We start from the raw sequence: 24,483 nt of genomic DNA, 5'->3' as shown, positions 1-24,483 counted from the left end.
GGTTCCTCCCGGGCATGGAGCTGCCCCCGCCGGCGGACCGACGGGGGCAGTTCCGGGGTGCAGCGGACCGGTCCTAGCTCTCCGGCTGCAGTTCGTCCTTCTCGATGCCGAGGATCGCCAGCTTGCCGCTCTTGCGGTCCGCGAGGTAGTCGCGCATCTCCCGCTTGATGACGGGCAGGAGGAAGTACACGCCGAGCAGGTTGACGAAGGCGCAGACGAACAGCGCCGCGTCGGCAAAGCTGATGACCTGGCTGAAGGTCAGCACGCAGCCGGCCACCGTGAAGAACAGGAAGATCACCTTGTACGCCACCTCGGCCGCCTTGCCGCGCCCGAACAGGTACTCCCACGCCTTGAGGCCGTAGTAGGACCACGTGATGAGGGTCGAGTAGGCGAACAGGACGACGGCGATCGCGAGCACGATCGGGAACCAGGGCAGCACGGTCGCGAAGGCGTCCGAGGTGAGGATGACGCCGTCGGGCGTGTCTCCCCCGCCCTGCACCTGGTCGATCCCGTTCTGCAGGCTGGGTGCGCCCGCGATGATGATGGCGAGCGCCGTCATGGTGCAGATGATCACGGTGTCGACGAGCGGCTCGTAGAGGGCCACGAAGCCCTCGCTGACCGGGCGGCGGGTCCTCACGGCGGAGTGCGCGATGGCCGCCGAGCCGACGCCGGCCTCGTTGGAGAACGAGGCCCGCTGGAAGCCGACGATCAGGACGCCGAGGACGCCGCCGGCGATGCCCTGCGGGTTGAACGCGCCGCTGATGATGGCTCCGATGGCGGCGGGCACCTGGTCGACGTTGACGAGGATGACGGTCAGGCAGGCCAGGACATAGATCCCGCCCATCGCGGGGACCAGCCGGGAGGTGGTGGCACCGATCGACTTGATGCCACCGAGGATGACCACGGCCACGAGGAAGGCGAGCACGATGCCGAAGATCAGCGCGGCCCCGGCACTGCCGAGGGGCCCGTCCTCGCCGCCCGTGACGTTCTGGACCTGGGCGAAGGTCTGGTTGGCCTGGAACATGTTGCCGCCGGCGACACCGAAGATGAGGATGGCGACGGCGAAGATACCGGTGAGGATCTTCGCGGGAACGCTGCCGAGCTTCTTGAACGCGATGGGCAGGTACTTGAAGGGGCCACCGCTGATCGACCCGTCCTCATGTACTTCGCGGTACTTGACGCCGAGTGTGCATTCCGCGAACTTCGTGGCCATGCCGATGAGTCCGGCGCAGATCATCCAGAAGGTGGCACCCGGGCCGCCGAGCGCCATCGCCGCGCCGACGCCGGCGATGTTGCCGAGGCCGACGGTCCCGGAGAGGGCCGAGGTGAGGGCCTGGAAGTGGGGCACCTCACCGGGATCGTCCTTGGAGGAGTAGCGTCCACGGACCACTTCGTAGCCGACCTTGAGGCCGCGGAACTGCGGGACTCCGAAGTAGATCGTGCAGACTATGCCGGCAAGGATGAGCCAGGCGACGACGGCCGGGAAGCTGACGTCGCCGATGGTGATGGGGAAGAACACGATGCTCGAGAAGATCTCGGTGGGTCGGGCGAAGGCATTGTTGATCGCCTCGTCGACGGCAGCGAGCCATCCGACGTCGTCGGACGCAGCTGTCATGGGTAACGAAGTTGTATAGGGCATGCTCCAAGAAAACCGTTCTTGGCGCGTGAGCGCAATCACAAGCCGCGCAAGGCGGAAATAAGTCACGTCTTGGCATCGTGGACGCCATGGTGTCCGGGAGATGAATGGCGGGCGCCGATCGTCGCCCATACTGCTGTCATGGGACGTACCAGGGCGCAGATCGCACGCAAGCACTCCACCGGAGCCTCCGCCGCCCCGGAGCCGCCCCGGCCGGACCGGACCCGGTCCAACGGCAGCCTGGTCGTGATCGCCGCCGCCGTCGCCTCCCTCTTCCTCTTCTGGTACTTCCACCTGCTCACGCTCGGGCAGATGACGCAGCTCTCGGGAGGGCTCGCGATGCCGGACATGATGATCGGCGGCTACGACGCCGGGTACGTGGAGCGGCTCCGCGGAGCGATGGACGACGACGCCCGCGGCCAGCTGAGCTACCTCCACCGGACAGCCGGCACGCTGTTCCCGCTGATCTTCGCGTTCGCCTGGCTCCTGCTGATCCAGCTCAACGCCGGGCGCCGCCGGCTCCGCTGGGTGCTGTGGGCGCCGGTGATACTGTTCGTCGTCGTCGACCTGTGGGAGAACGTCGCGATCGACGCCGTGCTCGCCGAGGCGACGCCCGACGCCGCGGCCGTGGCGCTGGCCTCGACGCTGACGGTGCTGCGCTGGGTGCTGCTCGCGCTGAGCCTCGCGGCCGGTGCCGCCTCCGTGTTCCTGCCGCGGCGGCTCCGGGCGGCGGTCGGCAGGGACGCAGGAGCCGGGACGAGAAGCAGGTAAGCTGGGACCGCCGGATCGGCTCCACCAGCCGATCCGAGCCTCTGTAGCTCAGTAGGATAGAGCGTCCCTCTCCTAAAGGGAAGGTCGTCGGTTCGATTCCGGCCAGGGGCACCACAGCGGACGCGGGGCCGCGGATCCCCCCGCGTTCCGCGCAGGAGAGGGACCGTGACCCGTGGTTGAGGCTCCGACGATCACCGTCACGGCCCTGTGCCTGCTCGACGAGGCCGGCCGCCTGCTGCTCGTCCGGAAGCGCGGGACCACCCTATTCATGCAGCCCGGCGGCAAGCCGGAACCGGGCGAGACGCCGGCCGAGACCGGCTCCCGCGAGCTGCTCGAGGAACTGGGCCTGAGGGTCCGGCCCGAGGACCTCTCCCTGCTCGGTACATGGGACGGGCCGGCCGCGAACGAGGTGGACACCCACCTGGTGGCCACCGTCTTCCGCTGCCCCCTCACCGCCGAACCGCTCCCGGCCGCGGAGATCGAGGAGCTCGCGTGGCTCGACCTCGGGGACGCAGCCGGACGCCGGGATCTCGCTCCCCTGCTGGTCGACTACGTGATCCCCCGGCTGCTCGGGGACCGCGGGCCGCTGAGGGGCGCGTCCTGACGGGAGCCCCCGACGCCGGACGGAGACGCGGGGTCCGGCCTGGCTGCCCCGAGTTCCTGCAGGATGTCCTCGACGAGCTGCCCGGGCGTGCGGCTCGCGTCGAGGACGAGGAAGGTCGGGAAGACGCCCAGCTGCCGGTAGGCGGTATCGAGGCCGCCCAGATGCTCGACGGTCTCGCTGTCCACGGCCCGGCTCATGACCCGGGCGTGCGCGAGCTCCGCGGGGACGTCGAGGTAGACCACCAGGTCGGGGGTGGGCAGGACCCCGAGGAGGAAGGGCAGCAACCAGCCCGCCGGCAGTCCCCGCAGGTGCCGGAGCGCGAGCTGGCAGTAGAGGTACCGGTCCATGACCACGACAGTGGCGCGGGGGCCGGCCCGCGCATGGGAGACCAGCACGTTGGCACACCGGATCAGGGTCTCCACGGCGTCCAGCAGAGCCACGGGCGGGTGGAGGTCCCGGCGTCCGCACCAGGCGGTGATGGAGCGGCGACCCGACCGGTTCATGGTGAAGACCGCAGCCCGCTCCGCTGCCCTCAGCCGCTCGACGAGCAGCAGGCCCGCCGTGCTCTTGCCTGCACCGTCGATCCCGGCGAGAACGATGATCATGGCCCAGTCTAGGTACCCCCTGTCCGGGCGGGGCCGGCGATGCTAGGGTGGTCACCCCGAAAGGCTTAGGTCCTCCCGTCAGGAGACCCCATGGCGCGCCCCGCCCGCTCAGACCCCACCCGCTCAGACCCCGTCGGCAGCCCGGCCGACAGCACCGGCGCTACCCCTGACCGGATGCGTCGCCTACGCCCCTTCAATGTGGCGGCCGGTGCCCTGCACCTCCTGCAGGCCGTCCTCTTCACCGTTCTCCTGGTGAGGCTGGACGACCAGGTCACGTTCCCCGTCACGGCCGACTACCTGACGGGCCCGCCGGGCTTCCCGCTGCCGCCCGAGCGCGTGGAACTCTTCGCCGTCAACGTGGGCGCCGGCGTCGTCCTGTTCCTGGCCCTGTCCGCGCTCTTCCACTTCACCGTCGCCTCACCCCCGTTCTTCGCCCGCTACACGGCGGGACTGAGGGCCGGGCACAACTACTTCCGATGGGTCGAGTACTCGCTGAGTTCGTCCGTGATGATCTGGCTCATCGCCCAGACCACCGGGATCACGGACATCGCGGCCCTGATCTCCCTGTTCGCCCTCAACGCGACGATGATCGGCTTCGGCGCCCTGCAAGAGAAGTACGAGCGGCCCGGAAGCGGCAACCTCCTGCCCTTCGTCCTCGGCTCGCTGGCCGGGATCGTGCCCTGGATCGCGATCCTGATCTACTTCCTGTCCCTGGGATCGACGAGCGCGGCGGAACCGCCCGGCTTCGTCTACGGGATCATCATCTCGCTGTTCCTGTTCTTCAACGTCTTCGCCATCAACCAACTGCTCCAGTACCGGCAGGTCGGTCCGTGGCGCGACTACCTGTACGGCGAGCGCGTGTACATCGTCCTCAGTTTCATCGCGAAGAGCGCCCTGGCCTGGCAGGTGTTCGCGGGAGCGATCATCCCCGCGTTCACCGACTGAGCGCCGCTACTACAGCGTCTCCGTCAGATCGTCTCGGTCAGGACGCCTCCGTCAGAACGCCTCCATCAGACTGCCGACCCCTGGACGCCGCTCAGGGTTTCGGGCTGTTCGTCCGCGGCCACGGCCTTCTGCACGGCGAACTGCGTCCGGTGCAGTTCCTCGTACCGGCCGCCCACGGCCAGCAGTTCGGCGTGCGTCCCGCGCTCGACGATCGCCCCGTCCTCGACCACGAGGATCAGGTCCGCGCTGCGGATCGTCGAGAGCCGGTGTGCGATGACCATGGCGGTCCGCCCCTCGAGTGCCTCGCTCAGGGCCGCCTGCACGGCCGCCTCCGACGTCGAATCGAGGGCGGCCGTCGCCTCGTCGAGGATCACCACGCGGGGCTGCGCGAGGAGGAGGCGGGCGATGGTCATGCGCTGGCGCTCGCCGCCGGACAGCCGGTACCCGCGCTCGCCCACCATCGTGTCGAGCTGATCGGGCAGGGACCGGATCAGCGGCTCCAGCCGGGCCCGGCGCACGGCGTCCCACACCTCGTCCTCCGTGGCCTCGGGACGTGCGAGGCGCAGGTTGGACAGGATGGTCTCGTGGAACAGGTGGCCGTCCTGCGTCACCATGCCGAGGGTGTGGCGCATCGAGGCGAACGTGACGTCCCGGACGTCGGCGCCCGCGAGGCGCACCGCGCCGCTGTCGACGTCGTACAGGCGCGACAGGAGCTGGGCGATGGTCGACTTGCCGGCACCCGAGGTGCCGACGAGCGCGACGGTCTGGCCGGGCTCGATGCGGAACGACACCCCGTGCAGCACCTCCTCGCCGCCCCGGGTGTCCAGCGTGGAGACCTCCTCGAGGGAGGCGAGGGAGACCTTGTCGGCGGACGGGTAGGCGAAGCGGACGTCGTCGAACTCCACGGAGACGGGGCCGTCGGGGACGACGGCGGCGTCGGGCTTCTCCCGGATCAACGGTTCGAGGTCCAGCACCTCGAAGACGCGTTCGAAGCTGACGATCGCGCTCATGATCTCGACGCGCGCGTTCGCGAGGCTGGTCAGCGGCGCGTACAAGCGGGTGAGGAGGAGCGCGAGCGTGACGACGTCCCCCGTCTCGAGCCTGCCCGCGAGCGCGAGCGTCCCGCCGAGCCCGTACACGAGGGCGAGCGCCAGCGCGGAGACGAGCATGAGGGCGGTGAAGAAGACGAACTGCAGCATCGCCGTGCGCACCCCGATGTCCCGGACGCGGGCGGCGCGGATGCGAAACTCCTCGGCCTCCTCGTCCGGGCGGCCGAAGAGCTTGACGAGCGTGGCGCCGGGCGCCGAGAAGCGCTCCGTCATCTGGGTGCTCATGGCCGAGTTGTGGTCGGCGGCCTCGCGGCGGAGCGCGGCGAGGCGGCTGCCCATGCGGCGGGCCGGCACCAGGAAGACGGGCAGCATGAGGACGGCGAGCACGGTCACGAGCCAGGAGGTGCTCAGCATGACGGCGAGGGTGAGGATCAGGGCCACCAGGTTCGTGACCACGCCGGACAGCGTGCCGCTGAATGCCTGCTGCGCGCCGATTACGTCGTTGTTGAGGCGGCTGACCAGGGCGCCGGTCCGCGTCCGGGTGAAGAAGGCGATGGGCATCTTCTGCACGTGGTTGAACACGGCGGTGCGGAGGTCCAGGATGACTCCCTCACCGATGCGCGACGAGTACCAGCGCGTGAGCAGGGACACCCCGGCGTCCACGACGGCGACCAGCGCGATGATGGAGGCAAGCCACACGATCGTCCGGACCTCGCCATCGGCCACGATGACGTCGACCACCTGCCCGGCTAGGACCGGCGTCGCGACGGCGAGGAACGCGCCGGCAACGGACAGCAGCATGAAGAGCACGAGCTTCGCGCGGTAGGGCACGGCGAAGGTCAGGATCCGGCGGACCGTCTCCCGGGAGAAGCCGTGCTTGCTGCCCTTCGCCGTCGAGATCCTGTAGAGCGAGCTCCACGCCGCGCCTTCCATGCTCATGGCCGTTCCTTCCGTGGATGCCGGTTTCGGCTCGAATGCGTGGGTGTTCCGGACCCCGCCGTCATGCTGCGGAACAATAAGTGGTTGTCCCGGTGTTCACATCGGTAGTGTTCCGATTCCGGCCGCGAGCGGGCGGAGCAGTTACACCTAGGGTTCAAGCCGTTCAGGAGCCCTTCTATTTCCGGCGACCGCCGCGCCTGTCCCCCACACCCCAAGGAAGCATCCCATGAATCTCCGCCTGTCCATCCTCGGTACCGCCGCAGCCCTCACGCTGGCGCTCGCCGGCTGCTCGTCGTCGGCTCCTGCCGGTGACGGCGGCTCCTCGGAACCGGCGCCGGCCACCTCCCTCCAGGAGATCCAGGACTCCGGGGTCCTGACCGTGGGCACCGAGGGCACCTACAAGCCCTTCAGCTACCACGAGGGCGGCAGCGGGGAGCTCACCGGGTACGACGTCGAGGTCATCACCGCGGTCGCCGAGAAGATGGGCGTCGAGGCGGAGTTCGAGGAGACCCAGTGGGACGCGATCTTCGCAGGTCTCGAGGCGGGCCGGTTCGACGTCATCGCGAACCAGGTCTCCATCACCGACGAGCGCAAGGAGGCCTACGACTTCTCCGCGCCCTACACGGTGAGCTCCGGGGTGATCGTCACGAGCGCCGACAACGACGACATCTCCTCCTTCGAGGACCTCGAGGGCAAGACGACGGCGCAGTCCCTGACCAGCAACTGGAACGCACTGGCGACCGAGAGCGGCGCGAACGTCGAGCCCGTCGAGGGCTGGGCGCAGTCCGTGACCCTCCTCGAGCAGGGCCGCGTCGACGCGACGATCAACGACGAGCTGACCTACCTCGACTACCAGAACACGGACAAGAACGACGCCATCAAGATCGCGGCCACCACCGACGAGACCTCCCAGAGCGCCGTCGCCGTCCGCAAGGGCAGCACCGAGCTCGTGGACGCCATCGACACGGCACTCGGCGAATTGCGCGCGGACGGGACCCTCGCCGAGATCTCCGAGAAGTACTTCGGCACCGACGTCAGCGAGTGATGCCGACGCCACGACGGACGCCGTCGCGCCCCTGCCCACGGGGCGCAGCGGCCCCCGGAGCTGACTGATGGACTGGGAGCTGCTGCGCACCTCCTTCTGGCCCATGCTCTCGGGCGGTCTGACGGGGACCATCCCGCTCTCGCTCGCGTCCTTCGCGATAGGGCTCGCCCTCGCCCTCGTCGTCGCGCTCATGCGGATCAGCGGCCAGCCCGTCCTGGCCGGGATCGCCCGGTTCTACGTCTCCGTCATCCGGGGCACCCCGCTCCTGGTGCAGCTGTTCGTGATCTTCTACGGGATGCCCTCGATCGGGGTGACCCTCGACCCTTGGCCGAGCGCGATCATCGCGTTCTCCCTCAACGTTGCCGGCTACGCGGCGGAGATCCTGCGCGCCGCCATCCTGTCCGTGCCCAAGGGCCAGTGGGAGGCGGGCCATACCATCGGGATGTCCCGGACGCTGACCCTGCGCCGCGTCATCCTGCCGCAGGCGGCGCGCGTCTCCGTGCCGCCGCTGTCCAACACGTTCATCAGCCTCGTGAAGGACACCTCGCTGGCGTCGCTGATCCTCGTGACGGAGCTGTTCCGCGAAGCACAGCAGATTGCGGCGTACTCCCAGCAGTTCATGCTGATCTACATGGAAGCCGCCGCGATCTACTGGGTCTTCTGCCTCGTCCTGTCCAGCGGCCAGACCGTGCTCGAGAAGCGATTGGATCGTTATGTTGCCCACTGATCCCCTGCGTCCGCACACCACGGAGGGCCCACTGCTCCAGGTCACGGACCTGCAGAAGTCCTTCGGGACCACCCGGGTGCTGTCCTCGATAGATCTGCACATCGACAGCGGGCAGGTCGTGGCCCTCGTAGGCCCCTCGGGGTCCGGCAAGACCACCGTGCTGCGGTGCCTGAACGGGCTGGAGACGCCCGACGCCGGTACCGTCGCCTTCCGCGGCGGTCCGTCGGTGGACTTCGCCGCGAAGGTCCCGAAGAAGGACGCCCTGGCGCTGCGCGACCGCAGCGCGATGGTCTTCCAGACGTACAACCTGTTCCCCCACCGGACGGTGCTGGAGAACATCATCGAGGGACCGGTGCAGGTGCAGAAGCGGCCCCGGAAAGAGGCGGTCGCGGACGCCGAACGGCTGCTCGCGCGGGTGGGCCTCGCCGAGAAGCGCGACGCCTACCCGTTCAACCTGTCCGGCGGGCAGCAGCAGCGCGTCGGGATCGTCCGGGCCCTGGCGCTGCAGCCGGACCTGCTCCTGTTCGACGAGCCGACGTCGGCCCTGGACCCCGAACTGGTCGGCGAGGTGCTCACCGTCATCAAGGAGCTCGCGGAGGAGAAGTGGACCATGGTGATCGTGACCCATGAACTGGCCTTCGCCCGCGAGGTCGCGGACGAGGTCGTGTTCATGGACGGCGGGGTCGTCGTCGAGCACGGGCACCCCGACCAGGTGCTGCGCCATCCCCGCGAGGAGCGCACGCGGCGTTTCGTGCAGCGCCTGCTCAACCCGTTCTAGGTTCGCCCGGTCCAGTGCGGGTTCCCGCACCGCTTCCGTGGCAGGGACCGTCGGACGACGGCGTGTCCCGCCGCGACACGCCCCTGGCGCCGGGAACGCGGACGCGACGCCGCACCCCGGCATTGCCTGACGCCGGTCAGGCCGCGATACGGTCCGGGTGGGAGTAGCAGTTCAGGGTCGTGCCGCGGCTGAAGCCCACGAGCGTCAGCCCGGCGTCGTCCGCGAGGTCCGCCGCCAGCGACGACGGCGCGCTCACCGCTGCGAGGACCGGGATGCCCGCGAGCTGCGCCTTCTGCACGAGTTCGAAGGAGGCCCGCCCGGAGACCTGGAGGATCGTCCCGCGCAGGGGCAGCATGCCCTCCCGCAGGGCCCACCCCACCACCTTGTCGACGGCGTTGTGCCGTCCCACGTCCTCCCGCAGGCACAGCAGCTCCCCCTCCGCGGTGAAGAGCCCCGCGGCGTGGACGCCGCCGGTGCGGTCGAACAGCTTCTGGCTCTCGCGCAGGCGGTCCGGCAGCGAGGCGAGGATCCCGAGGTCGATGGGCGCGGCGTCCGTGTGCAGGTCGAACCGCGAGGACTTCCGGACGGCGTCGATGGACGCGGTGCCGCAGATCCCGCACGAGCTCGAGGTGTAGACGTGGCGCTCCATGGCGGTGTCCGGCAGTTCGACGCCGGGCCGGAGCTGCGCCTCCACCACATTGAAGGTCTGCTGACCGTTGTCGTCCACGCCCGCGCAGTACCGCAGGCTCGGCAGCTGGCCCGGCTCCCAGACCACACCCTCCGAGACGAGGAAGCCGGCCACGAGGTCGAAGTCGTCGCCCGGCGTGCGCATCGTCACCGTGAAGGCCTTGCCGTCGAGGCGGATCTCCAGCGGCTCCTCACCGGCGAGCACGTCCTCGCGACGTCCGGTCTGCGCTCCGATCCGGAACTTCGTGATGCGGCGGCGCTGCGTGACCCGGTTCATCCGGCTCTCCTTATTCCGGCCCGGGGCTCTGTCGACCCCCGGGCATCTGCCTGGTGTGTCGGTGCCGACACGAAAAACCTGGATGGTGAAACGCTACGCCCGTCAGGCCCTGGGCGGTGCCCACGGCAGCGACAGGGCCTGCACGGAGTCACCGGCCCGGCACCCCTCCGCGGGGACCACCATCACGCCATCGGCTGCGGCGAGCCCGCGGAGCATCCCGGAGCGCTGGTGCGTGCTCGGCACGGCCCGCCCGGATTCCGTCCGGTAGGGCACCAGGCGGCTCCTGTCGGGTAGGGGTTCGAACGCGGCGGCCGTCACCACCGGTGAGGGCTCGTCCAGCGAGGAGCCGCGCAGGCCCGCGAGCAGGGGCCCGGCGACCGTGATCATCGCCATCATCGCCGCGAGGGGGTTGCCGGGGAGCCCCACGAGGAAGCGGCCGTCGGGGAGCCGGGCGAGCAGGGTGGGATGTCCGGGGCGCATGGCGATGCCGTCGATGATCATCTCGGCCCCGACCTCCATGAGGGCCCGGCGGATGTGATCGGCCATGGAGCTGCCGGTCCCGCCCGTGGTGATGAGCACGTCGCCGGAGGCCCGGGCGAGGGAGAACTCGTCGGTGGGTTCGGCGCTGATGGCCGCCACGACGTCGTCGAGGTCGTCCTTCGCGCGGCCGGACACGTCCACGTGGCCGCCCAGCATCGCGACGAAGCCGGGCAGCTGGGGACCGAAGGTGTCCCGGACCTGGCCCGCATGCGGAAGGCCGTGTTCTATCACCTCGTCACCGGTCATCAGCAGGGACACGCGCGGCGCCCGCAGGACGGCGAGGGTGTCGTGGCCGCAGACCGCGGCGAGGGCTATCTGGGCCGGGTTGAGGACGACGCCGGCGGGGATCGCCAGGGATCCTTCGGCCGCCTCCTCACCGGCGGGCCGAACGTGCTCGCCGGCCGACGGCTCGTCGGGGCGCGCGGACGCGTTGCGCTCCAGCGTGCCTCCACGGACGGCGCCGCGCTCGGTCCGGAGGATGCCGACGGCGTTCTGGGGCACCACGCCACCCGTCAGGATGAAGGTCGCCTCGCCGGGCGCGAGCGAGATCTCCCCGGAATCGCTGTGCGGGGTCGGCCTGCCGCCGCGCGGGTGTTCCGCGGGCTCGGGACGGCTCACGAGCGTCCAGGGCGGTGCGCCGTTGACCGCCCAGCCGTCCATCGCGGACGACGCGTAGTGCGGTATCGGCTGGAGGGCGTACACGGGCTCCGCGAGGGTCTGCCCGAGCGCATCGGCGAGGAGCACGGTCTGGAAGGGCAGGGGGCGCCCGGCGCCGTAGGCCAGGGCCCGGGCCGTGGCCCAGTCGACGTTCGTTGCTGCGCCGGCCTCGATCATGCGGTACCGCCTTCCGTCGCGGCCTCGGCGCAGAGGGCATCGGCGACCGCCAGTGCCGAGCGCATGGCCACGTCCTCGTCGGCCTGTCCGCTGCCGACGGCGAGACCGGCGGCGTAGCCCACCACGTACGTCGTCAGGGGCGCGGCCGGGCGCACGACCCCATGGGCGGCCTTCCCGGCCAGGTCGAGGACGGCGTCGATGTCCACGTCCGTCCCGTCGATCTCGAAGGCGGCGAGCAGCCGTCCGGTCCATTCGTGCAGCAGTCTCTGGCGATCGTCCATGAGCCCTCCGGCAGGTGTCAGGGGACGTCGATTCCCAGTGCCCTCGCATCAGCCCAGGTGTCGACGTCGTGCGTTGTGCCCGGCGCAACCGGGACAGGTCTGGTCCTCACACTAGCAAGGAGGCTGCGCATCGACAGGTTGTCGGCGGTCCCGGCGGAGAGGACCGCGGCCACGGCGGCCGCCAGGTCATCGCTCCGGTAGAGGGCCGCGAGCGGCTGGCAACGGCCCCCGTCGAAGGTGACGAGCGAGGCGTCGTCGTCGGAAGCGGCGGCCTCGGCGAGCAGCACGTCGACGAGTTCCGCGACGCGCGGCATGTCGCAGGCGACGACGGCGCACCAGGGGGCCCGTCGGCCCGTCCCCGCCCGGAGCCCTGCCACGAGCGCCGCTGCCGGACCGGCGAACGCCGGTTCCTCCCGCACGAAGAGTGGCGCTCCGGGCATCGCACGACCCCCGTTCGTCTCCGGGCCCACGACCACCAGGTGTGCGGCGCCGGCGAGCGCCGCGCACGTCCTCTCCAGCAGGGTTGTCCCTTCGACCAGCAGACCGGCTTTCGGGATGCCGCCGAGCCGGGAGGACCGCCCTCCGGCGAGGACCACGGCGTCGAACAGCGGAGGGTTCGCCCTCACGCGGCGGTCTCCGCGAGGAATTCGCTCCACTGGGGCGCGGGCCTCTCGAGTTCGCGGATCTGCCACTGGGGGCCGCGGGGAGGGCGAGGGACCACCCGGAGGGACCAGCCGAGGCTGGCGAGGGTCCGGTTCCCCTTGGCGTTGTTGCAGCGCAGGCAGCAGGCCACGAGGTTCTCCCAGGTGTCGCCCCCGCCGCGCGATCTCGGCATCACGTGGTCGATGGTGGATGCCGCCTTCCCGCAGTAGGCGCACAGGTGGTTGTCACGGCGCAGCACCCCTCGCCGCGTCGCCGCGAAGTCCTGGCGGTAGGGAACCTTCACGTATCTGTTGAGCAGGATCACCGAGGGCCGCCCGAAGACCTCGGCAGGACCGACCACGGGGTCGTCGTCCTCGGCCACGACGCTCGCCTTCCCGGTGAGCACGAGGACCAGCGCCCGGCGGAAGGTGACGACCGCCAGCGGTTCATATCCTGCATTCAGAACAAGAGTGCGCATTCGACCTGCCCCATTGCTGACCTGTCCCCCGCAACCGGTTGCCGTCCCGGAATCGGGGGAAGTGCTTCGATGGACACTGCAAGGGTAAGCCGCACCCGGCCTTCCGCGTAACGCCGGGACCGACGAGGCGCAGGACGTCGCTCCTGCCATCTCCTGCCTCGAGTGGACGGGAAGAGGACCGGCACCCGTGCCGGTCCTCTTGTCCTCGGGAACGTCCGGGTCAGCCGCCCACGCGGATGTACACGCCGCCGGACCCGAGTTCGGCCGGGGCGATCACGGTGGTGTTGCCGTTGAACCCGCCGTGGACGGCCTGGCCGCCGCCGATGTACACCGCGATGTGGGCCATGCCCATGCCGCCGTCGGCGTAGTAAATCAGATCGCCGGGGATCGCCTCGCCGGCACCCACCGTGCGGCCGAGGGACAGGTAGCCGGCCGGCCAGCCGTGGAAGTTGATGCCGGCTGCAGCGAGCGAGTTGCTCGCGAGGCGCGTGCAGTCCTGCGTGACGCCGACCTGGCCCTTGGCTGCCGCGGCGATACTCGCAGCGACACCGGAGGAGGGTGCGGGAGCCGGCGTCGATGCCGGGACGACCTTCACGGGGCGGGGCGCGGCGACGGGCGCTGCGGCGACAGGGGCCTGGACGACCGGCGCCTGAGCGACCGGCGCCTGAGCGACCGGCGCCTGAGCGACCGGCGCCTGGGTGACGGGAACCTGGACGACCGGCGTTCCGATCGGGGCTGCCACCGCGGGAAACGCGATGGCGGCGGGCGCCTCGACGACGGGGGCTTCGGCCGCAGGGGCTGCCACGGATGCTTCGACGACAGGTGCTTCGACGGGCGCTGCCGCAGGCGCCTCGGCCACGGGTACGTCGGCGGGAGCCTTCTTGGCCGGGGCCTTCTTGACGACGACCGGCTTGGCCGTCACCTTGACCGGGGTCATGGCGAAGGACACGGAGGCCTTGTCCGAGGCGACGACGGCCGGGCGGGCGGAGGTCAGGGTGATGCTCGACACCGCGACGTCGCGCTGGGGCTGGACGTCCGCGGCGTTGGCGGCGACCCCACTGGTGAGGACGAGCCCGGAGGCGGCCGCGAAGACGGCTGCCTGGCGGCCCATGCCACCGGCGTTGATGGATGCGGTCCGCGCGAGGACGGCGAAGCCGGCTGCGCTGCGGGCGTCGTCGCGGTGGCGGGCGGGGGCAGGGCGGAAGGACAGGGGTGCTGACATGGGTGTGTTCTCCGGGTGGTTTCTAGCGGACGCGGACGAAGCCGGCGCCGGGGAGGTCTGAGAGGTTGTGCAGGCCGGTGTTCATGCCGTTGAGGCCACCGCTGATGACCTGGCCGTTGCCGACGTAGATCGCGACGTGGCCGCCGGTGATCACGAGGTCCCCGGCAGCTGGTGAGCCGACGGCGTCACCGAACTGGTAGAACTGCCCCGGGGCGAGATCGCCCACGGACTTGCCGACCGAGCGCAGGGCCTTCTCCACCATGGCGGTGCAGTCCTGGGCCACGCCGATCTGCGCATAGGCCGAACCGACCAGGCCCGCGGCGATACCGGAGGACGGGGCGGGCGCGGACTTCACGGCAGCGGGAGTCGCGGGTGCCGCAGCGACGGCCACGGGAGCTGGGGCCGCAGCGACGGCCACGGGAGCGGGGGCCGGCGCGGCCTCGACCGGAGCCGGGGCAACGGCAGCCGGAGCGGCGACGGGCGGGGCCTGAACCGGTGCCGGCGGTGCCACCGGCGCATCCTCGACGACCGGGGCCCGGACCGGAGCGACCGGAGCCTCGACCACGGGGCTTTCGGCGACCGGGACCTCGACGACGGGGGCCTCGACGACGGGGGCCTTGACCGCGGGAGCGTCCTCGACCTGCGTCGGGGCCGTCTTCGGTACCACCTTGGGAGCGGTCTTGGGAGCGGCCTTCACCTCGACGGCGACACGGTCGAAGGACACGGTCGCGGTGGCCGGAACCGTCACCTCGGCCGTCACGACACGCTCGATGCTCAGGGTTGTGGAGGACTGCACCTCACGCTCCGCACCGGCGGTCCCGTGGGCCGGCAGGCCCGCGGTCAGGACCAGGCCGGAAGCGGCGACGACGACGGCGGCCTGACGGCCGACGGATCCGGCATTGGATGCGACGGCTGCGGACAGGACTGTCAGCGGTTTGATGTTTCGGGGCGCGCGGTGGCGGCCCGATGAAGAGCTCGTGGACACGTTGGATTGCCTCTCCCAACGCCTGCGAGGTGAGCTGTCGGATTCGGATGGGAGTCACCCGGCCGCTGCGGAACACAGCGACTTCACCCCGAGGATTTCTTCTCAGAAACCCAGAATTGGTTCCCCCGCCTCTGCCATGCGATGGTGCGGACGGACCTCCGGCAATGGCAGAGCTAGGCGATTTGCAGGAGGGTGCTGGATTCACAGCGGGTCCGGCACGAGTTGAAAGCTACACCAGGATGCGAGGTATGTCACGTTCTGATCACGGAATGGTATTTTTCCGGTGACGATCGCTCCGAGGAAGTCAGTCTCCGAGGGATACGAAGACGTGCGAGGCGACCTCGGGCGGCAGTTCGAGGGCTCCCTCGACGCCGGGGACGCGCACCGAGACATAGCCTCCCACCGATTCGAGCGTGAGCTGGGCTCCCGGGCGGAGCCCACCTTCGTCGAGCTGCGTGAGGAGCTCGGGGTCCACCTGGATGGGCTCGGCGAGGCGCGCGAGGGTGACCGTGGCGCCGGGCGTATAGGAGGACATCGCGGACAGCAGGGTGACCACGCCATCGGTGAACTGTTCCGACTCGACGCCGCCGATCGCCGCCAGCCCCGGGATCGGGTTGCCGTACGGCGAGTCCGAGGGCTTGCCGAGGAGCTCGTACAGCCGACGCTCCACCCGCTCGCTCATGACGTGTTCCCACCGGCAGGCCTCGTCGTGGACGTACGCCCAGTCGAGCCCGATCACGTCGCTCAGCAGACGCTCCGCGAGGCGGTGCTTCCTCATCACGCCGGTGGCGCGGCGTCGGCCGGCCTCGGTGAGCTCCAGGTGCCGGTCGTCCGAGACGACCACGAGGCCGTCGCGTTCCATCCGGCCGATGGTCTGGGACACGGTGGGGCCTGAGTGTCGCAGCCGCTCGGCGATGCGCGCACGGAGCGCGACGATGTTCTCTTCCTCGAGCTCAAGGATGGTCCGCAGATACATCTCGGTGGTGTCGATGAGGTCCGTCATGCGGTTCAGCTCCTTGGTGCGGTGCGGGTGCGCGGCCGAAATGCCTCACGCCGGTGAGGGTGCGGCCATCTGCCCGGCTCCGCCCCACGCCTCCCAAGGTTAACGCATGGCTCCGGGGGCCCGGCAATCCTGCGGCACCCCGGTCCGCGCCGTCGAAGCCGCGGCGTTAACAAATGGAGGGCCATCGGGCGCTGGGGCAGAATGAGATCGAACCCCGCCGTCCCAGAGCTGGAGCCCCCATGAGCGAATTCCCCCGCATTCCCGCACACCTCCTCCCCTCGGACGGCCGCTTCGGCGCGGGCCCGTCGAAGGTCCGGAGCGCCCAGATCGACGCCCTCGTCGCAGCCGGAAGCTCCCTCCTCGGGACCTCGCACCGCCAGGCCCCGGTCCGCGACCTCGTGGGGCGCGTCCGCGACGGGCTCAGCACCTTCTTCTCCGCCCCGGACGGGTACGAGGTGGTCCTCGGGGTGGGCGGATCCACGGCCTTCTGGGACGTCGCCACCTTCGGGCTCGTCGAGCGGAAGGCCCAGCATCTCTCCTTCGGCGAGTTCGGCTCCAAGTTCGCGTCCGCCACTGACAAGGCGCCCTTCCTCGACGCCTCCAGCATCCTCACCAGCGCGCCGGGCACCCGCCCGGAGGCGACGGCGGAGGCCGGCGTCGACGTCTATGCCTGGCCGCAGAACGAGACCTCCACCGGGGTGGCTGCGCCCGTCCGTCGCGTCGAGGGTGCCGATGACGGCGCGCTCGTCGTCGTCGATGCCACCTCCGCCGCCGGCGGGCTCGACGTCGACGTCTCCCGGGCCGACGTCTACTACTTCGCGCCGCAGAAGAACTTCGCCTCCGACGGCGGCCTGTGGCTCGGCCTCTTGTCCCCCGCCGCCCTGGAGCGCACTGCACGCATCGCCGCCGGTGACCGGTGGGTCCCGGACTTCCTCAACCTGCAGACCGCCGTCGACAACTCCCGCCTCAACCAGACCTACAACACGCCGTCGCTGTCCACCCTCGTGACGCTGGACGCCCAGGTGCAGTGGCTCAACGCGCAGGGCGGACTGCCCTTCGCTGCGGCCCGGACGGCCGATTCGGCGGGGCGGCTGTACCGCTGGGCGGAGGCCTCGACGGTGGCGAGCCCGTACGTGGCACGCGCCGAGGACCGCTCGAACGTGATCGTGACCGTGGACTTCGACGACGCCGTGGACGCCGGCCGCATCGCCGCGATCCTGCGCGCGAACGGGGTCGTCGACGTCGAGCCGTACCGGAAGCTGGGGCGCAACCAGCTCCGCGTCGCCACCTTCGTGGCGATCGAGCCCGATGACGTCTCGGCCCTCATCGGGTGCATCGACCACGTGGTCGAGAACCTCCTCTAGCAGCCCGTCACCCCGCGGCGGGCCGCAGCCCACTGGCGGTCGGGGCCGCAGCCCGCTGGCCGGCCCGACGGGTGCGCTTGGGTGTGTCAGCCCTACGGCGCGGGGTCGGGCGTGCCGGCCTCGTGGTCGATGCGCAGGCGCCGGGGCGCCGAGCGGTCGTAGCGCAGCCGGACGTCGTGATACCGCCACGCCCAGAAGATCCCGGCACCGGCGGCGATCAGCCCGGATGCCGCCGCGACCCCGAGGCTCCATCGCGGACCGAACATGTCCGAGACCCATCCCACCACCGGCGCCCCGAGGGGCGTCCCGCCGAGGAAGATGGCGAAGTACAGGGCCATGACGCGCCCGCGCATGGCCGGCTCCGTCGTCGTCTGCACGTACGCGTTGGCACTCGTCATCAGCGTCAGTGCGAACAGCCCGACGGGCACGAGGGCCAGCCCGAAGAGCCACAGGGTGGGGGCGAGGGCGGCCAGCGCGCACGCGATCCCGAACGCCGCCGACGCACCGAAGATGAACCGCAGGCGCGGCCTGTCCCGCCGGGCGGAGAGCAGCGCGCCCGCGACGGAGCCCACGGCCATCACCGAGGACAGCACGCCGAAGACCCCCGCCCCCTGGCCGAACTCGCTGCGGGCCATGGCGGCGATGAAGACGGCGAAGTTCAGTCCGAAAGTGCCGACGATGAAGATCGCGAGCATCACCATCATGAGATCGGGCCGGTGCCTCACGTAGCGGAAGCCCGCCCTGATGCGCCCCTTGCCGGGCGCCGAACGGGGTTGCGGATTCAGCTCGGAACTGCGCATCGCGAGCAGCACGTAGACCATCGCGCCGAACGTCAGGGCGTTGATCAGGAACACCCAGCCCGGCCCTACGCCCGCGGTGAGCAGCCCGGCGATCGCGGGGCCCACGAGGCGGGCCCCGTTGAAGGAGGCGCTGTTGAGCGCCACGGCGTTGGGGAGGTACTCGTCGTCGACGAGGTCCGACACGAACGCCTGCCGCGCCGGGGCGTCGAACGCCGAGACGACGCCGAGCGCCAGGGCGAAGGCGTAGACGTGCCAGAGGACGGCGACGTCCAGGAGGACCATCAAGCCGAGGCCGACGCCGAGCACCGCCATCGCCACCTGTGTGGTGGCGAGGAGTCTGCGCCGGTCCACGGTGTCCGCGATCAGGCCTGCCCAGGGAGCGATCACGAGCTGGGGCCCCAGTTGCAGGGCCATGACGATCCCCAGCGCCGATGCGTTCTGCTCGGTCAGGATGTCGTAGACCAGCCAGTCCTGCGCGGTCCGCTGCATCCACGTGCCGATGTTGGAGATCAGGGCACCGACGAACCAGAGCCTGTAGTTGTGGATACCGAGGGACCGGAAAGTGCTCATGCGCCTCCCCGTCCGCTCCGGCACCACGGACGGATCACTCGGCGTCGGGCCGGTCCGCGGCGGAGGGCTCGTCCTCGTCGGCCGCCGGCGTCACGCCTGCATCGGCAGTGTCCGCCGCGTCAGGGGTCTGGGCCGCCTCGGCAGCCGCAGCGGGAGCGGCAGCCGCGTCAGGGGCCTGGGCCTCCTCGGCAGCAGCGGTCCCGTCCGTCGCGACGGCGTCCCCGGCGGCCTCCGACGCCTCGTCCTGCGGTGAGTCCTCGGGACGCACCCGCTCCGACCACGGCAGCCACTCGGGCGCCAGCAAGGAGGCGGAGGAAGGCAGCAGCCCCACCTCGCAGACCGTCACGTCCTTGCTCCGTGCCACGCGGGCCACGCTCGCGTACCACTGCCATCCGCCGTACCCGGGCACGAACGCCTCGAACCGGTGGGTGACCAGTCGCTCCCCGTCGATCGTGGCCGACACATGGCGGCCCACCTGGGCCTCCGGGGCAACCTCCAGCACGCCCTGGCGTGCACGCTCCACGGCGGCCTCGAGCACGGAGTCGGTCTTCGGGATGCGTCGGGCCACCCGGGGCTTCCGGGCGGCCTCGACGACGGCGGGCGCGTCGGCGCCCTCGGGCGTCGCTTCGATGTCGGTCGACGGCGCGCCGTCGACCGCGTCCAGGTTGCTCGGGGTCATGATCGAAGCCTACGCGTCGAGGTCGTCGGCAACCGCCCGCAGGACCGCCGCGACCTTCGTCGCATGCACCTTCTCCGGGTAGCGGCCCTTGCGGAGTCCGTTGGAGACGCCGTCGAGCAGCTTGATGAGGTCCTCCGTGATGACAGCCATGTCGTCGGCGCTCTTCCGGCTGGCCTTGGCCACGGAGGGAGGCTGCTCGAGGATCCGGGCGGAGAGGGCCTGGGGGCCGCGCCGTCCGTCGGCGACGCCGAACTCCAGCTTCGCGCCCACCTTGACCTCGGTCACGCCCGCGGGCAGGGCCGAGGCGTGCAGGAACACTTCCTTGCCGTCGTCCGTGGCCAGGAACCCGAATCCCTTGTCCGCGTCGAACCACTTCACTTTGCCGATGGGCACGTCGTCTACCTCTTCTTGGCCGTACCGGGCAGTGTCACCGGCGGCCCTGGCCCGGTCCACGCAGGCCGCCTGGCACCCGGGCGCGCTGCTGCCGCCGGGAAGTCTGTGTCTCCTAGGGTATAGCGTCGGGAGGACCCGCCCGCGGTTCTTGTAGTCTGGGACGGCTATGATCCCTGATGACCCGGCCCCGAACCCCACCTCGCGTCCCTCCGGTGACACCGCGGTGCCGGACGGCGACCCCGGGCGGCCCTCCCGCGGCCGGTTCCTGGTCATGGTGCTCGCGGTCGCCTTCGCCGCCGTGGGACTGGTGTCCCTCGCAGCCATCCTCGTGACGGCCTTCCTGCAGGGGACGGTGTGGCCCGGTTTCGTCCTGGCCAGCTACTTCTGCCTACCGATCGCCTTCCTGCTGATGGTCTCGCTGCTCATCGGCTCCGCCGTCGCGCGCCGTCGCTCCTGAATCCACGCCTCCCGCCCCGGCATTCGCGTCGCGGTATGCGCACCGGTCCACGGACCCGTGTCGGCGGCGCCGGGTAATCTTGGGGTGATGTCCGCAATCCGAGCACTGGCCGATCAGCTGGCCCTCCGGAGCGATGACGACGTGCGCCGCCTCCTCACCGTCCGGCCCGATCTCATCCTTCCCCCGGTGCCGGACTTCGCCGCGCTCGCGGCCCGGGCATCCTCCCGCACGAGCCTGCAGCGGGCCCTGGACAACGTGCCACGCCCCCAGCTCCAGGTCCTCGAGGCCCTCGTGGTCCTGACCGAGGACGACGGCGCGGCGGTCCCACCGGCCCGGCTCGCCACCGCCCTGTCGCAGGACGGCACGGACGCGGTCGAGTCGATCCTCGCCGATCTCGCCCGGCGCGCCCTCGTCGTCGGGTCCGTGGCGGAGGGGTTCCTGCCCGTCGGGGCGATGGCCGACGCCGTGGCGCCCTATCCCGCAGGCCTCGGCCGCTCCTTCAGGACCCTCGCCCGTTCCATCCCGCGCTTCGGTCCCGCGCTCGTCCGCGCCGCTGCGATCCTCGACCCCGACTCCGGCCACCAAGCGCTCACGTCGGCCGCCGCTGCCCGGGTCCTGGAGGCGGTGACCGCGGACCCTGACGCCTGGGGACGACTCATGGCGGGCGCTCCCGAGGGCGCGGAGGCACTGCTCGCGCGCCTCCACGACACCCCGGTCGGGTCGACGGCGACCGCGGGTGACGCCGGAGCCTCGCCCGCCGTGCAGTGGCTCCTGGACCGCTGCCTGCTCGCGCCGCTGGACGCCCTCCACGTCGAACTCCCCCGCAGCGTCGGCAGGGCGGTCCGCGACCACGCCGTCTTCACGTCCCTCGACCTGGAACCGCCGGTCGCCACCGGTCGGACCACGCGCGCGACCCTGCGCGACAACGCGGCATTCGGCGCGATCGCGGAGACGCTGCGGCAGACGGGGGCCCTGCTCGACGTCGTCGCCGGGTCCCCCGTCTCCACCCTCCGCTCCGGTGGGGTGGGCGTGCGCGAGCTGCGGCGCGTCCGCGAGGCCGTGCACTGCAGCAACGGCGAGGCTGCGTGGCTGCTCGAGCTCGCGGCCGCCGCCGGGCTCCTCATCCTCGATCCGGACGACTCCCGGTGGAAGACCAGCCGGCCGGAGGCGTGGGAGGCGCTGGAGCGGGACGCCCAGTGGCAGCTGCTCGTCGAGGGGTGGCTCGCCGTCGACCGCGCCCCGGCGCTCGTCGGCTCGAAGCTGCCGGACGGCACGTCCGTCAACACCCTCGCCGCGGAGGCGTCCAGGCCGGACGCCCCGATGGTGCGGCAGCGGCTCCTGTCCGTCGCCCTCGACCTGTCGGATGCCCCCGGGGACGTCGACCTCGAGGTCGGCCCCGGGACGGCCGGGCAGGTTCCCGTCCTGACCGACCACGCCGTCGTCGGACTCGCCACCTGGCACCAGCCACGCCTGCACCGGCGCTTCTCACGGCTGGTCCCGGGCATGCTGGCCGAGGCCGCCGCACTCGGGCTGACGGGCGGCGGCGCGCTGACCGGGGCCGGCCGGCTCGTCGCCCAGGGGCGCCTCGAGGACGCCGCGCTCGGTGTGCGGGACGCCCTGCCGGCACCCGTCTCCCACGTCGTGCTGCAGGCCGACCTCACCGCCGTCGCTCCCGGCTACCTGCAGCCCGAGGTGGCGCGCGGGCTCCTCCGCATGTCCACGCCGGAGGGCCAGGGGCCGGCCACGACCTACCGCTTCTCCGCCGACTCCATCCGTACCGCGCTCGACGCCGGGGAGGACGCCCCCTCCATCCTCGACTTCCTCCGGACGCACTCCGCCACGGAGATCCCGCAGGCGCTCTCGTACCTCGTGGAGGACACGGCGTCCCGGCACGGGGGCCTCCGTGTCGGCCGGGCCGGCAGCTACCTGTGCACGGACGACGACGCCGTCACCGCCACGGTCCTGGCGGACCCGCGTGCCGCGGTGCTCGGGATCGTGCAGATCGCGCCCACCGTGCTGGTGTCCCCCGCCTCCGCCCAGGAGCTGACGAATCTCCTGCGCGACCTCGGCTTCGCGCCGGCGTCGGATGCCGTGGCCGTAGCTGCGCCCGTCGCACCCCCCGGGACGGCCGATCCGTCCGCACCGGGCAGGCCTGCCCCGGACCGGCTCCGGTCGAGGCTCAACCCGTGGTCGGTCGCCGAGGAGGAGATCACAGCGCAACTGGTAGCCCTCCGCACTCCTGGGCCGGGCACCACAGATCCGGCGGGGACCGCCGACAGCGAGACGCTCCTGGGGCTGGAGACGCTGCGCGCGGCCATCCGGTCGCGCAGCCGGATCCGCCTCGGGACGGCGGACAGCGAGGGGAATCACGTGTGCCAGGTCCTCGTTCCCCTCTCGGTGTCGGGAGGGCGCCTGCGCGTGTTCGACCCCGAGAACCAGGTGGAGAAAGTCGTGTCCGTCCACCGCGTCATGGACGTGGAGATCCTCGAAGGGAGCACCGCCGATGGTTGACGGGCCGCTGATCGTCCAGAGCGACAAGACCATCCTGCTGGAGGTGGACCACGAGCAGGCCACCGAGGCGCGCCACGCGATCGCCGCGTTCGCGGAACTCGAACGCGCCCCCGAGCACGTGCACAGCTACCGGCTCACGCCGCTCGGGCTCTGGAACGCGCGCGCCGCGGGCCTCGACGCCGAGCGGGTCCTCGACACCCTGCTGAAGTACTCCCGTTTCCCCGTGCCGCACGCCCTCCTGATCGACATCGAGGACACGATGTCGCGCTACGGGCGCCTCCGGCTCGAGAAGGACCCGCAGCACGGCCTCGTGCTGCGCACCACGGACTACCCCGTCCTCGAGGAGGTCCTGCACGCCAAGAAGATCCAGCCCCTCCTGGGGCCGCGGATCGACGGGGAGACGGTCGTCGTGCACTCCTCCCAGCGCGGTCAGCTCAAGCAGCTGCTGCTCAAGCTCGGGTGGCCGGCGGAGGACTTCGCCGGTTACGTGGACGGGACACCGCACCCGATCGTGCTCGACGAGGACGGCTGGACGCTGCGCCCGTACCAGCGGCTCGCGGTCGAGAACTTCTGGTCCGGCGGCTCCGGCGTCGTCGTCCTGCCGTGCGGCGCGGGCAAGACGCTCGTCGGCGCCGCCGCGATGGCCACGAGCCAGACCACCACGCTGATCCTCGTCACCAACACGGTGTCCGCGCGGCAGTGGAAGGACGAACTGCTCAAGAGGACGTCCCTGACGGCGGAGGAGATCGGGGAGTACTCCGGCGCGGTGAAGGAGGTCCGGCCGGTCACGATCGCGACGTACCAGGTCCTCACGACCCGGCGCGGTGGCCTGTACCCGCACCTGGAGCTGCTCGACGCCAACGATTGGGGCCTGATCGTGTACGACGAGGTGCATCTCCTCCCGGCGCCCATCTTCAAGATGACGGCGGACCTCCAGGCCCGCCGCCGGCTCGGCCTCACGGCGACCCTCGTCCGCGAGGACGGCCGCGAGGGCGAGGTCTTCTCGCTCATCGGGCCGAAACGCTACGACGCCCCCTGGAAGGACATCGAGGCGCAGGGCTACATCGCCCCCGCGGACTGCGTGGAGGTGCGCGTGGACCTGCCGCGGGACGAGCGGGTCGCCTACGCGATGGCCGACGACGGCGACAAGTACCGACTGTGCGCGACGTCGGACACCAAGTCCGACGTCGTGGAGCGGCTCGTCGCGGTGCACCCGGGTGAGCAGCTGCTCGTCATCGGCCAGTACATCGACCAGCTGGACGACCTCGCGGCGCGCCTGGACGCCCCCGTCATCAAGGGTGAGACGTCCGTGAAGGAACGGCAGCGGCTCTTCGATGCGTTCCGGTCCGGGGAGATCACGGTGCTCGTGGTGTCCAAGGTCGCGAACTTCTCGATCGACCTCCCGGAGGCCTCCGTCGCCATCCAGGTCTCGGGCTCGTTCGGGTCACGCCAGGAGGAGGCCCAGCGCCTCGGCCGGCTGCTTCGCCCGAAGGCGGACGGGCGGGCGGCCCGCTTCTACACCGTCGTGGCGCGGGACACCCTCGACCAGGACTTCGCGGCGAAGCGCCAGCGGTTCCTCGCGGAGCAGGGCTATGCGTACCGCATCCTCGACGCGACGGCCATCGCGGACAGCGAGCCCAGGGACTGAGGAGCAGTCTTTC

General features: G+C 71.0%; 24 protein-coding genes, 1 tRNA gene and 1 riboswitch. Of the genes, 11 read left to right on the top strand and 14 right to left on the bottom strand.

Annotated elements, in window-relative coordinates; all coding sequences use genetic code 11:
- Positions 1 to 73: 73 nt before the first annotated feature.
- Positions 74 to 1,615, bottom strand: a complete 1,542-nt coding sequence (locus tag C4K88_RS15710; protein ID WP_241522010.1) for an alanine/glycine:cation symporter family protein — start codon at positions 1,613 to 1,615, stop codon at positions 74 to 76.
- A gap of 162 nt (positions 1,616 to 1,777) precedes the next feature.
- On the opposite strand from C4K88_RS15710, the gene C4K88_RS15705 reads away from it, so the two are divergent.
- From C4K88_RS15705 to C4K88_RS15695, 3 genes are all read left to right on the top strand, one after another.
- Positions 1,778 to 2,407: a hypothetical protein gene (locus tag C4K88_RS15705; protein ID WP_104122614.1), complete on the top strand. Its 630-nt coding sequence runs from the start codon at positions 1,778 to 1,780 to the stop codon at positions 2,405 to 2,407.
- 37 nt (positions 2,408 to 2,444) lie between these two features.
- Positions 2,445 to 2,521: transfer RNA gene (locus C4K88_RS15700), tRNA-Arg, on the top strand.
- A 58-nt stretch (positions 2,522 to 2,579) separates the two neighbouring features.
- Complete coding sequence (locus tag C4K88_RS15695; protein WP_104122613.1) at positions 2,580 to 3,011, top strand: NUDIX hydrolase; 432 nt, start codon at positions 2,580 to 2,582, stop codon at positions 3,009 to 3,011.
- Here the strand turns inward: C4K88_RS15695 and C4K88_RS15690 are convergent.
- Positions 2,957 to 3,616 (bottom strand): dTMP kinase, encoded by a 660-nt coding sequence (locus C4K88_RS15690; RefSeq protein ID WP_104122612.1) that lies wholly within the window; start codon positions 3,614 to 3,616, stop codon positions 2,957 to 2,959. The genes C4K88_RS15695 and C4K88_RS15690 overlap by 55 nt on opposite strands.
- 174 nt (positions 3,617 to 3,790) lie before the next feature.
- Here C4K88_RS15690 and heR point away from each other — a divergent pair, with 174 nt between their 5' ends.
- Entirely contained in the window at positions 3,791 to 4,561 is a 771-nt protein-coding gene (gene heR / locus C4K88_RS15685) for a heliorhodopsin HeR (RefSeq protein ID WP_104122765.1), read from the top strand.
- A gap of 65 nt (positions 4,562 to 4,626) precedes the next feature.
- Here the strand turns inward: heR and C4K88_RS15680 are convergent, their stop codons facing one another.
- Positions 4,627 to 6,549, bottom strand: a complete 1,923-nt coding sequence (locus C4K88_RS15680; protein ID WP_104122611.1) for an ABC transporter ATP-binding protein — start codon at positions 6,547 to 6,549, stop codon at positions 4,627 to 4,629.
- A 226-nt stretch (positions 6,550 to 6,775) separates the two neighbouring features.
- On the opposite strand from C4K88_RS15680, the gene C4K88_RS15675 reads away from it, so the two are divergent.
- From C4K88_RS15675 to C4K88_RS15665, 3 genes are all read left to right on the top strand, one after another.
- The gene (locus tag C4K88_RS15675) at positions 6,776 to 7,594 is read left to right on the top strand and encodes an amino acid ABC transporter substrate-binding protein (RefSeq protein WP_104122610.1); all 819 of its coding nucleotides are present in this window, start codon (positions 6,776 to 6,778) and stop codon (positions 7,592 to 7,594) included.
- Between the two features lie 67 nt (positions 7,595 to 7,661).
- On the top strand, positions 7,662 to 8,321 hold the full coding sequence (locus tag C4K88_RS15670; protein WP_104122609.1) for an amino acid ABC transporter permease: 660 nt from the start codon (positions 7,662 to 7,664) through the stop codon (positions 8,319 to 8,321).
- Positions 8,308 to 9,099: an amino acid ABC transporter ATP-binding protein gene (locus tag C4K88_RS15665; protein WP_104122608.1), complete on the top strand. Its 792-nt coding sequence runs from the start codon at positions 8,308 to 8,310 to the stop codon at positions 9,097 to 9,099. Before C4K88_RS15670 ends, C4K88_RS15665 begins: the two co-directional genes overlap by 14 nt.
- Before the next feature lie 136 nt (positions 9,100 to 9,235).
- Here C4K88_RS15665 and fdhD read toward each other — a convergent pair whose 3' ends face one another.
- The 8 genes from fdhD to C4K88_RS15625 all read right to left on the bottom strand — a co-directional run bounded on the left by fdhD (position 9,236) and on the right by C4K88_RS15625 (position 16,048).
- The gene (gene fdhD / locus C4K88_RS15660) at positions 9,236 to 10,063 is read right to left on the bottom strand and encodes a formate dehydrogenase accessory sulfurtransferase FdhD (protein WP_104122607.1); all 828 of its coding nucleotides are present in this window, start codon (positions 10,061 to 10,063) and stop codon (positions 9,236 to 9,238) included.
- A 102-nt stretch (positions 10,064 to 10,165) separates the two neighbouring features.
- The gene (locus C4K88_RS15655) at positions 10,166 to 11,437 is read right to left on the bottom strand and encodes a molybdopterin molybdotransferase MoeA (RefSeq protein ID WP_104122606.1); all 1,272 of its coding nucleotides are present in this window, start codon (positions 11,435 to 11,437) and stop codon (positions 10,166 to 10,168) included.
- The gene (locus tag C4K88_RS15650; protein WP_104122605.1) at positions 11,434 to 11,718 is read right to left on the bottom strand and encodes a DUF6457 domain-containing protein; all 285 of its coding nucleotides are present in this window, start codon (positions 11,716 to 11,718) and stop codon (positions 11,434 to 11,436) included. Before C4K88_RS15650 ends, C4K88_RS15655 begins: the two co-directional genes overlap by 4 nt.
- A gap of 17 nt (positions 11,719 to 11,735) precedes the next feature.
- On the bottom strand, positions 11,736 to 12,344 hold the full coding sequence (locus tag C4K88_RS15645) for a molybdenum cofactor guanylyltransferase (RefSeq protein WP_104122604.1): 609 nt from the start codon (positions 12,342 to 12,344) through the stop codon (positions 11,736 to 11,738).
- Positions 12,341 to 12,838, bottom strand: a complete 498-nt coding sequence (locus C4K88_RS15640) for an HNH endonuclease (RefSeq protein ID WP_104122603.1) — start codon at positions 12,836 to 12,838, stop codon at positions 12,341 to 12,343. The genes C4K88_RS15645 and C4K88_RS15640 overlap by 4 nt, the downstream gene beginning before the upstream one ends.
- Before the next feature lie 220 nt (positions 12,839 to 13,058).
- Positions 13,059 to 14,060: an NlpC/P60 family protein gene (locus C4K88_RS15635; protein ID WP_104122602.1), complete on the bottom strand. Its 1,002-nt coding sequence runs from the start codon at positions 14,058 to 14,060 to the stop codon at positions 13,059 to 13,061.
- 22 nt (positions 14,061 to 14,082) lie between these two features.
- Positions 14,083 to 15,045: an NlpC/P60 family protein gene (locus tag C4K88_RS15630; protein ID WP_104122601.1), complete on the bottom strand. Its 963-nt coding sequence runs from the start codon at positions 15,043 to 15,045 to the stop codon at positions 14,083 to 14,085.
- Positions 15,046 to 15,050: 5 nt separating this feature from the next.
- A riboswitch (cyclic di-AMP (ydaO/yuaA leader) is annotated at positions 15,051 to 15,219 on the bottom strand.
- A 130-nt stretch (positions 15,220 to 15,349) separates the two neighbouring features.
- Entirely contained in the window at positions 15,350 to 16,048 is a 699-nt protein-coding gene (locus tag C4K88_RS15625) for an iron-dependent transcriptional repressor DtxR (protein WP_104122600.1), read from the bottom strand.
- Between the two features lie 239 nt (positions 16,049 to 16,287).
- On the opposite strand from C4K88_RS15625, the gene serC reads away from it, so the two are divergent.
- On the top strand, positions 16,288 to 17,412 hold the full coding sequence (serC, locus tag C4K88_RS15620) for a phosphoserine transaminase (protein WP_104122599.1): 1,125 nt from the start codon (positions 16,288 to 16,290) through the stop codon (positions 17,410 to 17,412).
- 92 nt (positions 17,413 to 17,504) lie between these two features.
- Here serC and C4K88_RS15615 read toward each other — a convergent pair whose 3' ends face one another.
- From C4K88_RS15615 to C4K88_RS15605, 3 genes are read right to left on the bottom strand one after another with little or no spacing between them, the layout of a single operon-like run.
- The gene (locus tag C4K88_RS15615; protein ID WP_104122598.1) at positions 17,505 to 18,782 is read right to left on the bottom strand and encodes an MFS transporter; all 1,278 of its coding nucleotides are present in this window, start codon (positions 18,780 to 18,782) and stop codon (positions 17,505 to 17,507) included.
- A 34-nt stretch (positions 18,783 to 18,816) separates the two neighbouring features.
- On the bottom strand, positions 18,817 to 19,461 hold the full coding sequence (locus C4K88_RS15610; protein WP_104122597.1) for a DUF3027 domain-containing protein: 645 nt from the start codon (positions 19,459 to 19,461) through the stop codon (positions 18,817 to 18,819).
- Positions 19,462 to 19,470: 9 nt separating this feature from the next.
- Complete coding sequence (locus C4K88_RS15605; protein WP_104122596.1) at positions 19,471 to 19,854, bottom strand: cold-shock protein; 384 nt, start codon at positions 19,852 to 19,854, stop codon at positions 19,471 to 19,473.
- A gap of 166 nt (positions 19,855 to 20,020) precedes the next feature.
- Here C4K88_RS15605 and C4K88_RS15600 point away from each other — a divergent pair, with 166 nt between their 5' ends.
- The 3 genes from C4K88_RS15600 to C4K88_RS15590 all read left to right on the top strand — a co-directional run bounded on the left by C4K88_RS15600 (position 20,021) and on the right by C4K88_RS15590 (position 24,470).
- Complete coding sequence (locus tag C4K88_RS15600; RefSeq protein WP_104122595.1) at positions 20,021 to 20,311, top strand: hypothetical protein; 291 nt, start codon at positions 20,021 to 20,023, stop codon at positions 20,309 to 20,311.
- An 87-nt stretch (positions 20,312 to 20,398) separates the two neighbouring features.
- Positions 20,399 to 22,822 carry a helicase-associated domain-containing protein gene (locus C4K88_RS15595; protein ID WP_104122594.1) on the top strand — a complete coding sequence of 808 codons (2,424 nt, stop codon included), beginning with the start codon at positions 20,399 to 20,401 and terminating at the stop codon, positions 22,820 to 22,822.
- On the top strand, positions 22,815 to 24,470 hold the full coding sequence (locus C4K88_RS15590; RefSeq protein ID WP_104122593.1) for a DNA repair helicase XPB: 1,656 nt from the start codon (positions 22,815 to 22,817) through the stop codon (positions 24,468 to 24,470). Before C4K88_RS15595 ends, C4K88_RS15590 begins: the two co-directional genes overlap by 8 nt.
- Positions 24,471 to 24,483 lie beyond the last annotated feature (13 nt).

This window comes from Arthrobacter pityocampae, from assembly GCF_002927275.1.
Classification (GTDB): domain Bacteria; phylum Actinomycetota; class Actinomycetes; order Actinomycetales; family Micrococcaceae; genus Arthrobacter_D; species Arthrobacter_D pityocampae.
The sequence above is the reverse complement of the archived record's forward strand: the minus strand, read 5'-3'. Positions and strand labels throughout refer to the sequence as shown.

Excerpts from the sequence above, each read along its gene's own strand:
- C4K88_RS15670 (WP_104122609.1), top strand. The coding sequence starts at position 7,662 with ATGGACTGGGAGCTGCTGCGCACCTCCTTCTGGCCCATGCTCTCGGGC.
- C4K88_RS15635 (WP_104122602.1), bottom strand. The coding sequence starts at position 14,060 with ATGTCAGCACCCCTGTCCTTCCGCCCTGCCCCCGCCCGCCACCGCGAC.
- C4K88_RS15650 (WP_104122605.1), bottom strand. The coding sequence starts at position 11,718 with ATGGACGATCGCCAGAGACTGCTGCACGAATGGACCGGACGGCTGCTC.
- C4K88_RS15665 (WP_104122608.1), top strand. The coding sequence starts at position 8,308 with ATGTTGCCCACTGATCCCCTGCGTCCGCACACCACGGAGGGCCCACTG.
- C4K88_RS15710 (WP_241522010.1), bottom strand. The coding sequence starts at position 1,615 with ATGACAGCTGCGTCCGACGACGTCGGATGGCTCGCTGCCGTCGACGAG.
- C4K88_RS15690 (WP_104122612.1), bottom strand. The coding sequence starts at position 3,616 with ATGATCATCGTTCTCGCCGGGATCGACGGTGCAGGCAAGAGCACGGCG.
- C4K88_RS15680 (WP_104122611.1), bottom strand. The coding sequence starts at position 6,549 with ATGAGCATGGAAGGCGCGGCGTGGAGCTCGCTCTACAGGATCTCGACG.
- C4K88_RS15640 (WP_104122603.1), bottom strand. The coding sequence starts at position 12,838 with ATGCGCACTCTTGTTCTGAATGCAGGATATGAACCGCTGGCGGTCGTC.
- C4K88_RS15590 (WP_104122593.1), top strand. The coding sequence starts at position 22,815 with ATGGTTGACGGGCCGCTGATCGTCCAGAGCGACAAGACCATCCTGCTG.
- heR (WP_104122765.1), top strand. The coding sequence starts at position 3,791 with ATGCGTCGCCTACGCCCCTTCAATGTGGCGGCCGGTGCCCTGCACCTC.
- C4K88_RS15625 (WP_104122600.1), bottom strand. The coding sequence starts at position 16,048 with ATGACGGACCTCATCGACACCACCGAGATGTATCTGCGGACCATCCTT.
- fdhD (WP_104122607.1), bottom strand. The coding sequence starts at position 10,063 with ATGAACCGGGTCACGCAGCGCCGCCGCATCACGAAGTTCCGGATCGGA.
- C4K88_RS15615 (WP_104122598.1), bottom strand. The coding sequence starts at position 18,782 with ATGAGCACTTTCCGGTCCCTCGGTATCCACAACTACAGGCTCTGGTTC.
- C4K88_RS15655 (WP_104122606.1), bottom strand. The coding sequence starts at position 11,437 with ATGATCGAGGCCGGCGCAGCAACGAACGTCGACTGGGCCACGGCCCGG.
- C4K88_RS15600 (WP_104122595.1), top strand. The coding sequence starts at position 20,021 with ATGATCCCTGATGACCCGGCCCCGAACCCCACCTCGCGTCCCTCCGGT.
- serC (WP_104122599.1), top strand. The coding sequence starts at position 16,288 with ATGAGCGAATTCCCCCGCATTCCCGCACACCTCCTCCCCTCGGACGGC.
- C4K88_RS15610 (WP_104122597.1), bottom strand. The coding sequence starts at position 19,461 with ATGACCCCGAGCAACCTGGACGCGGTCGACGGCGCGCCGTCGACCGAC.
- C4K88_RS15595 (WP_104122594.1), top strand. The coding sequence starts at position 20,399 with ATGTCCGCAATCCGAGCACTGGCCGATCAGCTGGCCCTCCGGAGCGAT.
- C4K88_RS15675 (WP_104122610.1), top strand. The coding sequence starts at position 6,776 with ATGAATCTCCGCCTGTCCATCCTCGGTACCGCCGCAGCCCTCACGCTG.
- C4K88_RS15705 (WP_104122614.1), top strand. The coding sequence starts at position 1,778 with ATGGGACGTACCAGGGCGCAGATCGCACGCAAGCACTCCACCGGAGCC.